Origin of the sequence: Streptomyces luteireticuli, assembly GCF_041519305.1 — a bacterium.
GTDB classification, from domain to species: domain Bacteria; phylum Actinomycetota; class Actinomycetes; order Streptomycetales; family Streptomycetaceae; genus Streptomyces; species Streptomyces luteireticuli.
In genome coordinates this window covers 2946471-2958676 of the sequence record NZ_CP167927.1, presented here as the reverse complement: position 1 = coordinate 2958676, position 12206 = coordinate 2946471, and the positions used below count along the sequence as shown (strand labels likewise).

The following is a 12206-nucleotide window of genomic DNA, read 5'->3' as shown; positions in this document are numbered from 1 at the left end:
TCCCCTCTTCGCTGATCAACAGACGTGATCAACTTATCTGAGGGGCAACCGAGTCGGCGGTTACGGGTTCTTCGCGCACAGCGCGTGGTCGACCAGGGCGCGGGTCGCCCTGTTGAGACGGACCAGGTCCGGGCGGTCGCCCGCGCTGGTGACCGAGACGGCGACGGCGCGGCGGCCGTCCTCCGTCACGCCGGTGCGGGTGTACGTGCCGAAGCCGTCGCCCTCGTGGTGCCAGTAGCCGCCGCCGCAGGAGAGCGGTGTCCGGCGCACCCCGAGGCCGTATCCGCCGTCCGGCCACTGCGCGAGGTCGTCGTCGGCGCCGGTGCGCGCCACCGTCCGCTTCATCTCGGCCAGTTGGGCGGGCGGCAGGAGCCTGCCGCCGAGGAGGGCGCGGAAGAAGGCGGTGAGGTCGGACGTGGTCGACACCACGCCGGAGTCGGCGGTGTGCTGGAGGCTGTGCTCCGTGACGTCGACGACCGCGCCGCCGGGAGCGCGCAGGGTGACGCGGGCGTGCGGGCCGGGGAGGTACGGGTTGGTGCCGGGGATGTAGGTGTGGCGCAGGCCCAGCGGGGCGATGACGCGGTGCTCGACGAGGGTGCGCCAGTCGTCGCCGGACGCCTTCTCGGCGATCATCCCGGCGAGAAGGTAGTTGGTGTTGGAGTACGCCCAGCGGGGGCGGGAGGGGGCCGGGGTGAAGAGCGGGCGGTGGCGCAGGGCGACGGCCACCCAGTCCCGGGCGGGGGTCGCGTCATGGCGGATCTTCTCGAAGTCCCCGGTGGTGGCGGCCCGGAGCGCGGGGTCGTCGACGTAGTCGTAGAGGCCGCTGGTCTGCTGCAGCAGGTCGCGGACGGTGATGCGCGAACCGTCGTTGCCGTTGCCGGAGACGAGGCCGGGCAGCCACTTCTCGACGGTGTCGTCGAGGGACAGCTTGTGTTCGGCGGCGAGTTGGAGCACGACCACCGCGGTGAACGTCTTGGTCGTGCTCGCGGCGCGGAACTGGGCGTCCCAGGGGGTGGGGCGGGAGCCGCCGCCCGCGCGGGCCCGGTGCGTGCCGTGTCCGGCGGTGTCCGTCGAGGCGAGGACGCGGACGTCCCCGCCCGCCGCCCGTACGGCCCGTACGTCCGCGTCCAGCGAGGAGGCGCGCGGGGCGGCGCTCGCCGAGGTGGCGAGGCCCGCCACCAGGGCCCCGGTGACCACCGCCGCGCTCGTCCAACGGATCGTCCGCATGGTCTTCATCTCTCCCCCGCCGTTCCGGCTGCTGGTTCCAGTGGGTCCAGCCAACCAGCGGGCGGCGGCCCGGCCCATGGGCCTGGAGCCCGTGCGCGGGGTGTACCTGGCACCACCCCGCCGGTATCACGGGACACCCGTGACCCCTTGCGCCCCAGGGCTGTTGGTCCACCACAGGGGTCGGCAGGGGAGGGACGGGAGCATGGCCAAGCGCATCACCGGGGCGGACCGCGTGATCATGGGGCGGTTCACGGCGCAGTGGCCGGACGGGCGGTGCGTGCTGGTGTATGCCAAGCACGAGTCGATGGCGGTGGTGGCCTCCGTCGCGGTGCCGGGCGCACCGGCGGCGGAAGGCTCGTTGTGGGAGGTCGCGGGGCGCCACTGCCCGGGCGGTGGCGCCAACGAGGCGGACACGTACGGCAGATGGCTGCTGTGCGCGGGGTGGAGCATGAGCGTCATGCCGCCCGCGGGAGGGCTGGTGGTCAGCGGGGAGCCGTGGTCGGTGGACGTGCTGAAGACCGCGGTGCTCAAGGAGCCGGCGTACGGCTCGGAGGGGGTGTATGTGGGGCGGATGGCGTTCACGAACGAGGGGGTGCTGGAGCGGGCCGGTGAGCTGTTGTACCGGTGACTGCAGCATGCCGCCGCGGGCGACGGCCGGTGCGCAATCGGCCGCCGCCCGGACAAGGACTGGACGGCCCGGAGCGCCGGGCCAGCGCGTCAGGTGATCGTGATTGCCCCCTTCATATCGGGATGGATCGAGCAGTGGTACGTGACCGTCCCCCTGCCCTTGTCGAAGGTGAGGGAGAACGTCCCGCGCGGGGCGATGTCGCCCGAGTCGAAGGTGTCGTCGTCCGCCGTCACCGTGTGGGTGGTGTTCCCGTTGTTGGTCCAGACGACCTCGTCGCCGAAGACGATCGTCAACTGGTCGGGCTGGAAGGCGAAGCCCACGATGGATACGGGCCGTGTGGTCATGGGATGTCCCCGTTCGCCCTGAGGGCAAAAAGCCCCTGGACGGAGGGAATTGCCCCGGCCTGCCCCGTTCAACCGCCGTGTCACCCGGACGAGTCAGGCGGAGATGTCCTGGTGTTCGCACGGGACGCCCGTGGGTGACCCGGACCAGTCGTCCCCGGCGCCGGCCAGCCACGCCCGGTACGCCGTGCTGCCGTTGGCGAGTTCGGTGTAGGCGTCGGCCAAGTCCGCGTAGAGCGCGTCGGTTTCGGTGATCGGGAGTGCGCCGGGCCGTGTCACGAGGGACAGCTGGGCGGTCAGGGGGTCGCCGAGCAGCGGGCGGACGACGGTGGCGTCCGTGGGCTCGGTGGTGGGTTCGCAGGCGCGAACGGCCTCGCCGGAAGCGACCAGGTCGGCGGCGGTGGCGCTGTCGCGGACGTGCAGCAGGCGGGGGTCGAGGCCGGCGGTGGTGAAGGCGCGGCGGAGCGCGGCGCACTCGTGGCCGGCCGCCGGGTCCACGATCCAGGCGTCGTCGCCGAGTTCGGCGAGCGCCACCACCGGGTGCGCGGCGGCGGGGTGATCCGCGGACAGGGCGACGAACCGGGGCTCGCGGGGGGCCAGGACGCGGCGCTCCATCTCCGGGGGGAGGCGCAGCGGGAAGCCGGCCGGCTCGTGGATCAGGACGGCGTCGAGCTGTTTGGAGACGAGCAGCTGGAGCAGGGCGGCCGAGGAGACCTCTATGTGGATCGTGGTCTCGGTGGCGGGCAGCCGGTCGTGGACGCGCCGCAGCCAGCCGGACACGACGCGGCCGCCCACGCTGCCCAGCCGCAGGCACAACCCCCCGACGCCGCAGGCCGCGTCGCGCGCGGCCAGGACCAGGGCGGTCATTTCGGCCACGATGGGTCTGGCCCGGGACAGCACGGAATGACCCAGCGGCGTCGGGCGGCTGCCCGTCTGCCCCCGGATGAACAGCGTTCCCCCGACGGCTCCTTCGATGCGCCTGAGCTGCGTGGTGAGGGAGGGCTGGGTCATGCCCAGCTGTAACGCGGCCTTCCGTACGCTGCCGGTGTCGGCGATGGCGCAAAGCGCTCGGAGGTGCCTGACCTCAAGCTCCACGGTCGCGAGCATATCCGCGCCCCGTGGGCCACACCAGGCACATCTCGGGCAGATGTGCGAAGTACCCATGGGGCAGGGGCCGATGGGCGCCCCGTGGAGGGGGATGCCCGGGGGCTATAGCGGGATGGCATCATCCGCACCGGTGACGCATCGGCAGACACTCTGCGGAAACCGAAACCCATCGGTGCGTCCCCCGGCCGCGCGTCCCACCCGCACGGCCCCCGGGCGCTCCGCACGAGATGGAGTCCCCCACATGACTCACTCCATGAAGCGTTCCCTGCTGGCCGCGACGGCCGCGCTCGGCCTCGGTCTGGCGACCGCGGCGACGGCCGTTCCGGCGACGGCGGCCACGCCCGCGGCGGCCTCCGGGCAGCAGCAGAACGTCAGATCCTCCTACGTCGGCTCGGCCCAGGAGGAGGCCAACAACAAGGCGTTCTTCGACGCGGTGATGAAGTCCGCGAAGGCCAAGCTGGCCAAGTCGCCGGGGCTGAAGGCCGTCACCGTGACGTACGACGCCAGCCAGGCACCGAGCTTCGCGAGCCAGATAGCCCAGAGCGCACAGATATGGAACAGCTCCGTCCGTAACGTCCGCCTCCAGGAGGGCGGGAACGCGGACTTCCAGTACTACGAGGGCGACGACTCGCGCGGTTCGTACGCGAGCACCGACGGCCACGGCCGGGGGTACATCTTCCTCGACTACCAGCAGAACCAGCAGTACGACTCGGTGCGCGTCACGGCCCACGAGACCGGTCACGTGCTCGGCCTGCCGGACCACTACTCCGGTCCGTGCAGCGAGCTGATGTCGGGCGGCGGCCCCGGCCCGTCCTGCACCAACCGCTACCCGAACACGAACGAGCGCAGCCGGGTGAACTCGCTGTGGAGCAACGGGCTGAGCCCGTTCGCCAAGCAGGGCGCGACGGTCAAGGTCTACTGACCGGCGACGGACGGCAGACAGCAGAACGCCGGACGGGCTTCCCGGCCCGTCCGGCGTTCTGTTGGTGAGTGTGTGCCAGGGCCTGTGCCGACCCACCGGACACGCCCTAGCTCGCTTCGGCTTCCATCCGGTGCGGTCTGCGGACGAGGAAGGCCGCGCCCGCCCCCGCGAGGAAGAGCGCGAGGACGGAGACGGCCGTGCCGATCCAGGTGGCGCCGAGCCATTTGCCGCCGAAGTAGCCCAGGCAGACGCTGTAGACGGCCCAGGTCAGGCCGGCCAGCGCGGACCAGGGCAGGAACTCCCGCACCCGGCGGTGCATGACCCCGGCGCCCAGGCTGACCACCGAGCGGCCGGCCGGTGCGAACCGGGCGACGACGACGAGCGCGCCGCCGCCGCGCAGCAGCGCGGTGCCGAGCCGCTCCTGGGCCGTGGTGAGACGGCGGGAGCGGGCGATGGCGCGGTCGAAGCGGTCGCCGCCGCGCCAGGCGAGCCGGTAGGCGACCAGGTCACCGACGACCGAGGCGGTCGCGGCGCAGGCCACCAGGGCGAGCATCTGCGGGAAGGCGGTGCCGGTGTGGGCACTGACGGCCGAGCCCGCCGCGGCGGTGGCGGCGGTGATCACCAGGACCCCGCTCGGCAGTACCGGCAGGAAGACGTCCAGCAGGACGGACAGCCCGACGATGACGTATATCCATGGCGTGTCGGCCAACGCCCCCAATTGATCCAGCACGTCCGATCTCCTGGTACGGTCCCCCGCCGCGATGTCGCAGGGGAGCGGCAGGAGCGGCCTTCACAACCGTACACAGTACGCGTGGGGCTCCTGGGGTATGTGAATGGGGCACGTGATGTAGGGCGCATCACCGCTCGGACGAGATGTGTGTCACACGCTCGGGGGCGGTCCGTGACGGACCGTCGGGGCGGGGCCGGAGCCCCGCCCGCTCAGGTCACCGGCCGCGCGAGTACAGCCGGCTCAGGGCGATCGGGCCGGGGCCCGTGAAGACCAGCAGCAGGAAGGCCCAGGCGAACATCGCCGCGGCCTCGCCGCCGTTCTGGATCGGCCACAGGGCCAGCTTCTGGTGCGTCTCGAAGTACGCGTACGCCATCGAGCCGGAGGCGATCAGGGCCGCGCCGCGGGTGCCGGCGCCGACCATGACCAGGAGGCCGGCGACCATCTGGATCACGGCCGCGTACCAGCCGGGCCAGGTGCCGGCCTCGATCGTGCCGCCGTTCGTCCCGGCCGCGCCGCCCAGGACTCCGAAGAGCGAGGCGATGCCGTGGCAGGCGAACAGCAGGCCGACCACGATCCGGAAGAGGGACAGGACGTAGGGCCGGGCCGCGTCCAGGCGCTCCGCGAGCGGTGCGGAGCCGTGGACGGCCGGGGCCGATTTGGAGGTGGATCTGGTGGGGGTGGGGGCCATGGTGGAGCTCCTCGTGTCGGGGGACGGATACGACGAGAGGTCCAAAGGTTAGGTATCCCTCACAATACTTGCAAGTTCAAGTTCTTTATCTCCCCCTGATCTCCCCCTTCGAGACCGTTCGGTGACCCGGGCGGCGGGGTGAGGAGTGGCGCCCGGGGCCCCTGGTTCCAGAGTGCGACGGAAGGAGGGCGGTCGCCGCCCGGTCGGCGCCCCGGCACGTGTCCCGTACCCTGAGGGGAGCAGAAGGGGAGTAGCTCTTCGCCGGACCGTCGACATACTGCTGGGCCTCGCGCCCGGCCGGCGCCCGGAGGCCGCACCGTCACGGTGCCGGCCAGCGAGACCTTCGGCCGCAGTGTCCACGACGCTGCCGTGCCGAAGCGACCCCTGATCCGGACCCGGCAGGCTCTTCGGTGCGGCAGCCCCACCGAAGGGGAATCCCTTGATCAGCCTCACCGTGACCGCCCTGGTCTTCGGCGTGATCTTCCTGGCCGAGCTGCCGGACAAGACCGCGCTGGCGTCCCTGATGCTCGGCACCCGCTACCGGGCGTCCTACGTCTTCGCCGGGGTCGCCGCCGCCTTCGCCGTCCACGTCGCCCTCGCCATCGCCGCCGGCAGCCTCCTCACGCTGCTGCCGCAGCGCCTGCTCCAGGCGATCGTCGGGGTGGCCTTCCTGGCGGGCGCGGCCCTGCTGCTGTTCAAGAAGGACGATGACGACGAGGAGATCAAGGCACCCGCCGACCAGTCCTTCTGGAAGGTCTCCGGCGCGGGCTTCATGCTGATCCTCGTCGCCGAGTTCGGCGACCTCACCCAGATCATGACCGCCAACCTCGCCGCCCGCTACGACGATCCGCTCTCCGTCGGCGTCGGCGCCGTCCTGGGCCTGTGGGCCGTGGCCGGCCTGGGCATCGTGGGCGGCCGCACGCTGCTGCGCTACGTCCCCCTGGCGCTGATCACCAAGGTGGCGGCGCTGGTGATGCTGGTGCTGGCGGGGTTCAGCCTGTACGAGGCGGCGGCGGGGTGAGGACGGCCGGGGGTCAGCGGCTCCGGGGCGGGATCAGCCAGGAGAACGGGGCGCGGTTGCACCTCGGGTCGTCCTCGCGGTGGTAGGTGTCGTCGGGCTCGGTGCAGTCCCATGTGGGGTGCTGCGACAGGCGGTGCCACCAGAAGTGCCAGGGCGCGCCCGCGCCGAGCACCAGCGGCCAGACCGCGAACAGCGGTACCCATGCGACGGCGATGAGAAGGGCGACGGCCCTTTCGCCGTGGAGGGCGCGGAGGTCGTCGAAGGCGCCGCCTTCGACGGCGTGCCGGGGGGTGAGCTGTACGGCGTGCATGAAGGCCATGCCCACGCAACCGTAGGCGGCGGCGGTCAGCAGCCAGGCGGTGGTGTTCATGGCGCGGACCCTAGCCGCCGCCGTGTCGCGGCAAGGTCCTGTCGCCCGGGGTGAGTTCGTACGGGGGCCGGTCCGCACGCATGTAGCAGAAGGGCCTTCACCCGGTGGTCCGGGTGAAGGCCCTTCGCCCTTCGCCGTCGGGGGCCTCACGCCTCCGTGAAGTGCAGGGTGACCGTGCCGTCCGGCATCCGCTCGACCCGGACCTGCGTGAGGTCCATGACATGCGCGTCCGGGGCGAGGGCCGCCGCGCGCGGGCCCACGCCCACGACGCGCATGCCCGCGGCGCGGCCCGCCGCGACGCCCGCCTCGGAGTCCTCCAGGACGACGCACTCGGACGGGGCGAAGCCCAGCTCCGCGGCGCCCTTGAGGAAGCCCTCCGGGTCCGGCTTGCTGGCGCTGACGGACTCGGCCGTGACGCGGACGGCCGGCATCGGGAGGGCGGCCGCGCCCATGCGGGCCGTGGCCAGGGCGCGGTCCGCGGAGGTGACCAGGGCGTGCGGGACGCCGGCGAGGGAGGCCATGAAGGCGGGGGCGCCGCCGATGGGGACGACGCCGTCGGTGTCGGCCGTCTCGGCCTCCAGCATGCGGCGGTTGTCCTCGTGGTTGAGCTCCATGGGGCGGTCCGGCAGCAGGTGGGCCATGGTGGCCCAGCCCTGGCGGCCGTGCACCACCTTGAGGGCCTCGTCGGCGTCCAGGCCGTGCTCCTCGGCCCAGCGGCGCCAGCAGCGCTCGACGACCGCGTCGGAGTTGACGATGGTGCCGTCCATGTCGAGAAGGACGGCCTTGATCGCGCTCATGGTCTCTGACCTGCGCATGGTGCACTCCTGCGGTGACGGGGCCGGTTTTGTTCATACACGATACAAAGTCGGCTCCGGGACGGACAAACGCCGGACGGGCCGGTGCCTGCGGTGGTACGAGACCGTGACCGCGGCCAGCAGCGGTCCCCACGCGGCCAGCGGCGCGTAGCAGGCGAACAGCAGCCAGAGCCAGCCTCCGCGCAGCGCCCCGTCCCCGACCTGCAGGGCGACCTGCGTTCCGGCCGTCACGGTGAGGACCAGGGTCAGGAGCACGGCACCTGTGCAGGCCACCGCCACGACGAGCCGCGGGTTCACCGCCCGCCCGCCCAGCACCGGGATCCACTGCGGCACCCTCTCGCCCCACGGGCGCACCAGCCCGAGCGTGAGGAACGCGAGCAACTCGATCAGGGCGGTGAGGGACAGGAGGAACGCCGTGGCCCCCGCGCCCGGCAGGCCGAACTTGTCGTGCAGGGTCCGCTCGTCGTATCCGAGGGGCACCCCGAACGCCAGCGCCGTCCGCCACAGCCCGGAGGGCAGTACGGAGAGGACGGCCAGGTGTGCGGCGCGGCGCGCCCAGGGCTCGGGCGGGGGAGTCGTCATGCGTCCATGCTGTCCGTCGGGGCGGGGGCGGGGCCTCCTCCGCGGGGGCCGGTCCCCTCCGCCGCGCGGTGGAACGGCGGCGGCCGTCCGGTCGTCCTCTCGGGAGAGGGCATGCGCGGGGTGACGTACCGTCAGGTAACCCCGCCGGTCGGCGGGGAGGCACCCCCGCGCGGTACGGCCCGCGCCGCGGGTCCGCTCCTCCCGGTGGCCGATGCCGCCCGCCCGTCCGCTTCCTAGCGTGGCGATCATGAAGAATTCCGTACGTGTGAGCGGCGTCGCCGCCGCTCTGCTGACCGCCGCCCTCGTGGCGCCCCAGGCGGCCGCCGTCGCCGCCCCGAAGCCCGCCGGACCCGCGAAGGCCGCGGCCGCCGAGGTCCCCGCCCCCTCCGGCAAACTGCCCGTCGGCGAGAAGGTCCTGCGCCTGGTGGACTCCGCACGGACCGATCCTTGGAAGCCGTCCGCCGGGCCCCGGGAGCTGATGGTCTCCGTCTGGTACCCGGCCCGTTCCGCCTCCGGCGCCAAGGCGCCGTACGTCTCCGCCGCGCTGTCCCAAGAGCTGTACGGCAACGACAAGTTGAGCACCGTGCGCACCCACGCCGTCGTGGACGCCGCCCCCGCGCAGGGGAGGGCGCGGCCGGTCGTCGTCCTCTCGCCGGGGCTCGGCCAGAGCCGTTCCTCGCTCACCGGGCTGGCCGAGGACCTTGCCAGCCGCGGCTATGTCGTGGCCGCCCTCGACCACACCTACGAGGCCGCCGTGGAGTTCCCGGGCGGCCGCGTCGAGAAGTGCGAGCTGTGCGTCAGGGAGGACGTCGACAACGGGGCGGTCGTCCGCAACCGGGCCAAGGACATCCGCTTCCTGCTCGACCGGATCACCACCGGCGACGGCCTGGTGGCCGGTCTGAAGGCCGACACGTCCCGCATCGGCGTCGCCGGGCACTCGATCGGCGGGGCGAGCGCCGTCGAGGTGGCGGGCCAGGACGCGCGGGTGGCCGCCGCCGCCGACATGGACGGCGACTTCTTCACCGAGCAGCCCGCCGGCGGCATCAAGAAGCCGGTCATGCTGCTGGGCGCGGCCCGCGCCGGGGAGCTGGGCGGCGAGCGGGACACCTGGAGCCCCGCCTGGAAGAACCTCACCGGCTGGAAGCGGTGGCTGGACGTCGGCAAGGGCGGCCATATGACGTTCACCGACAACCAGTGGCTCGCGGACGCCTTCGGCCTGCCGGAGGGGCTGCCGCCGGACGCCTACGAGGGTGGGTTCGGCACCGTCAAGAGCGCCCGGGCCAACGCGTTGACCAGGGCCTATGTCGCGGCCTTCTTCGACCGGCAGCTGACCGGGGCGGCGGGGCCGCTGCTGGACGGGCCGTCGGCCGACTTCCCGGAGGTGGCGTTCCTGAAGCAGGGGAACGGTATGGAGCAGGGGAACGGCATCAAGAAGTAGAACAAGCGGCTCCGCCCACCGGTCAGGGAGTGCGGGCGGAGCCACTTTGTTTCCCGAACATACAAAAAAGTAGTGCTTTTGCGCCAACGCCCCAGGTCACAGGGGGTGACCGGGGCAGCGGGCGGGGCATCGGACACCCCGTGATGGACCAGTCCGGCGGGCCGAGGAGGCCCGTTCGGACGACCATGGGAACGACGCGCCGCAACCGGCCCGAAGGATCCCCGTCGAAGGATGTCGAAGGATCCGGAGGAACCGACCCGAGTCCCCAGGAGGCGGTGCCATGGCGCAGGAGTCCCCGGGTGCCGCGGTGGCGGCCGCCGCACCCGCTCCCGGCGAGGGACGGTCCACCCGGACGGTCCGGCTCGCGATCGGCGCGCTGCTGCTGGGCATGCTGCTGGCGGCGCTCGACCAGACGATCGTCTCCACCGCGCTGCCGACCATCGTCAGCGACCTCGGCGGGCTGGAGCACCTGTCCTGGGTGGTCACCGCCTATATGCTCGCCTCCACCGCGGCCACCCCGCTGTGGGGCAAACTCGGCGACCAGTACGGGCGGAAGAAGCTCTTCCAGGCCGCCATCGGCATCTTCCTCGTCGGCTCCGCGCTGTGCGGCATGTCCCGCAACATGCCCGAACTGATCGGCTTCCGGGCCTTCCAGGGCCTGGGCGGCGGCGGGCTGATGGCCCTGTCCATGGCGATCGTCGGCGACATCGTCCCGCCCCGCGACCGCGGGCGCTACCAGGGCCTGTTCGGCGCGGTGTTCGGCGGGGCGAGCGTGCTCGGACCGCTGCTCGGCGGGCTGTTCGTGGACAACCTCAGCTGGCGCTGGGTCTTCTACATCAACCTGCCCATCGGCGTCGTGGCGCTCGCCGTCATCGCCGCCGTCCTGCACATCCCCGTCCGCCGCACCCCGCACCGCATCGACTACCTCGGCACCTTCCTGATCGCCTGCGTGGCGACCTGCCTGGTGCTGATGACCTCGCTCGGCGGGGTCAGCTACCCCTGGTCGTCCTGGCAGATCATCGGGCTCGGGGTGCTCGGCGCGCTGCTGCTCGTACCGTTCGTCCTCGTCGAGCGGCGCGCGGCCGAACCGGTGCTGCCGCTGGGCCTGTTCCGCAACCGGACCTTCACGCTCTGCTCGGTGATCGGCTTCGTCGTGGGCTTCGCGATGTTCGGCTCGATGACCTATCTGCCGACCTTCCTCCAGGTCGTGAAGGGCGTCACGCCGACGCTGTCCGGCGTCCATATGCTGCCCATGGTCGCCGGCATGCTGATCGCCTCCACCGCCTCGGGCCAGATCGTCAGCCGCACCGGCCACTACCGTGCCTTCCCCATCTCCGGCACCGCCGTGATGGTCGTCGGGCTGCTGCTCCTGCACCAGTTGGAGCCGGCCACCAGCACCACCGTGATGAGCCTCTGCTTCTTCGTCTTCGGCTTCGGGCTCGGACTCGTCATGCAGGTGCTCGTGCTCGTGGTGCAGAACTCCGTCTCCTACGAGAACCTCGGCGTCGCCACCTCCGGCGCCACCTTCTTCCGTTCCATCGGCGCCTCCTTCGGCGTCTCCGTCTTCGGCACGATCTTCAGCAACCAGCTCGGGCCGCGGGTCCGGGACGCGCTGGCCGGCTCCACCCTCCCGCCCGGTGTGACGCCCGCCAGTCTGACGGCCGACCCGCGCGCCCTGGACCGGCTGCCGCCGTCCGTCCGCGGCGGCGTCCTCGTCGCGTACTCCGACTCCATCACCGACGTCTTCCTCTACGCCGTCCCCGCCGGGATCCTCGCCTTCCTCCTCGCCTGGTGGCTCCGGGAGGAACCGCTGCGCGGCAGCGTCACCGCGCCCGACGCCAGCGAGGTCGTCTGCAGCAACCCCGTCCAGCGCTCCTCGCGCGACGAGGTGGCCCGCGCGCTGTCCCTGCTCGGCAGCCGCGAGGGCCGCAAACAGGTCTACGAGCACATCACCGCGCGGGCCGGGCTCGATCTGCACCCCGCCGCGAGCTGGATGCTGATGCGCGCCGAGCGCCACGGGCACGTCGAACCGCCGCTGCTCGCCGAGAAGGTGGACATCCCGCTGCACGTCCTCACCGACGCGGTACGGCAGTTGGAGTCCCGGGGGCTGGTCGCCCGGGCCGGCGTCCAGGTCTCCCCCACGGCGGAGGGGAGCCGGCAGGCCGGTCTGCTGCTGAAGGCCCGCGAGGAGTCGCTCGCCGAGCTGCTCGGCGACTGGTGGACCCCGGACCGGCCCGCCGATCTCGACGCGCTCGTCCGCGAGTTGTGCGCGGAGCTGAGCGGTTCGGACGCGGAGCAGCCGCATGACGGGGGGCGGTCGGACCACCGTTTCTGACG

Annotated in this window: 13 protein-coding genes; 5 read left to right on the top strand and 8 right to left on the bottom strand. The window is 72.4% G+C overall.

The window, feature by feature from the left end:
• Nucleotides 1–60: 60 nt before the first annotated feature.
• A complete protein-coding gene (locus AB8735_RS12815; RefSeq protein ID WP_372407326.1) occupies nucleotides 61–1227 on the bottom strand; it encodes a serine hydrolase domain-containing protein in 1167 nt (388 codons plus the stop codon).
• A gap of 202 nt (nucleotides 1228–1429) precedes the next feature.
• Between AB8735_RS12815 and AB8735_RS12810 the strand changes: the two genes are divergently transcribed.
• The gene (locus AB8735_RS12810) at nucleotides 1430–1855 is read left to right on the top strand and encodes a hypothetical protein (RefSeq protein ID WP_344032463.1); all 426 of its coding nucleotides are present in this window, start codon (nucleotides 1430–1432) and stop codon (nucleotides 1853–1855) included.
• An 89-nt stretch (nucleotides 1856–1944) separates the two neighbouring features.
• Here AB8735_RS12810 and AB8735_RS12805 read toward each other — a convergent pair whose 3' ends face one another.
• Complete coding sequence (locus tag AB8735_RS12805; RefSeq protein ID WP_372407323.1) at nucleotides 1945–2199, bottom strand: plastocyanin/azurin family copper-binding protein; 255 nt, start codon at nucleotides 2197–2199, stop codon at nucleotides 1945–1947.
• Between the two features lie 93 nt (nucleotides 2200–2292).
• On the bottom strand, nucleotides 2293–3303 hold the full coding sequence (locus AB8735_RS12800; protein ID WP_372407322.1) for a LysR family transcriptional regulator: 1011 nt from the start codon (nucleotides 3301–3303) through the stop codon (nucleotides 2293–2295).
• Nucleotides 3304–3544: 241 nt separating this feature from the next.
• On the opposite strand from AB8735_RS12800, the gene snpA reads away from it, so the two are divergent.
• On the top strand, nucleotides 3545–4225 hold the full coding sequence (gene snpA, locus AB8735_RS12795) for a snapalysin (protein WP_344032470.1): 681 nt from the start codon (nucleotides 3545–3547) through the stop codon (nucleotides 4223–4225).
• Between the two features lie 106 nt (nucleotides 4226–4331).
• Here the strand turns inward: snpA and AB8735_RS12790 are convergent, their stop codons facing one another.
• Complete coding sequence (locus AB8735_RS12790; RefSeq protein WP_344032471.1) at nucleotides 4332–4955, bottom strand: VTT domain-containing protein; 624 nt, start codon at nucleotides 4953–4955, stop codon at nucleotides 4332–4334.
• Nucleotides 4956–5169: 214 nt separating this feature from the next.
• Entirely contained in the window at nucleotides 5170–5643 is a 474-nt protein-coding gene (locus tag AB8735_RS12785) for a DoxX family protein (RefSeq protein WP_372407320.1), read from the bottom strand.
• A gap of 439 nt (nucleotides 5644–6082) precedes the next feature.
• On the opposite strand from AB8735_RS12785, the gene AB8735_RS12780 reads away from it, so the two are divergent.
• On the top strand, nucleotides 6083–6664 hold the full coding sequence (locus tag AB8735_RS12780; protein ID WP_372407318.1) for a TMEM165/GDT1 family protein: 582 nt from the start codon (nucleotides 6083–6085) through the stop codon (nucleotides 6662–6664).
• A 13-nt stretch (nucleotides 6665–6677) separates the two neighbouring features.
• Here AB8735_RS12780 and AB8735_RS12775 read toward each other — a convergent pair whose 3' ends face one another.
• The 3 genes from AB8735_RS12775 to AB8735_RS12765 form a co-directional block, all read right to left on the bottom strand.
• The gene (locus AB8735_RS12775; RefSeq protein ID WP_344032477.1) at nucleotides 6678–7034 is read right to left on the bottom strand and encodes a hypothetical protein; all 357 of its coding nucleotides are present in this window, start codon (nucleotides 7032–7034) and stop codon (nucleotides 6678–6680) included.
• A 146-nt stretch (nucleotides 7035–7180) separates the two neighbouring features.
• Complete coding sequence (locus tag AB8735_RS12770) at nucleotides 7181–7849, bottom strand: HAD-IA family hydrolase (protein WP_344032480.1); 669 nt, start codon at nucleotides 7847–7849, stop codon at nucleotides 7181–7183.
• Between the two features lie 33 nt (nucleotides 7850–7882).
• A complete protein-coding gene (locus AB8735_RS12765) occupies nucleotides 7883–8431 on the bottom strand; it encodes a hypothetical protein (protein WP_372407316.1) in 549 nt (182 codons plus the stop codon).
• A gap of 247 nt (nucleotides 8432–8678) precedes the next feature.
• Here AB8735_RS12765 and AB8735_RS12760 point away from each other — a divergent pair, with 247 nt between their 5' ends.
• Together AB8735_RS12760 and AB8735_RS12755 are read left to right on the top strand one after the other, a co-directional pair.
• The gene (locus AB8735_RS12760) at nucleotides 8679–9869 is read left to right on the top strand and encodes a dienelactone hydrolase family protein (RefSeq protein WP_344032484.1); all 1191 of its coding nucleotides are present in this window, start codon (nucleotides 8679–8681) and stop codon (nucleotides 9867–9869) included.
• Nucleotides 9870–10149: 280 nt separating this feature from the next.
• A complete protein-coding gene (locus AB8735_RS12755; protein WP_372407314.1) occupies nucleotides 10150–12204 on the top strand; it encodes a DHA2 family efflux MFS transporter permease subunit in 2055 nt (684 codons plus the stop codon).
• The last annotated feature ends 2 nt before the right edge of the window (nucleotides 12205–12206 follow it).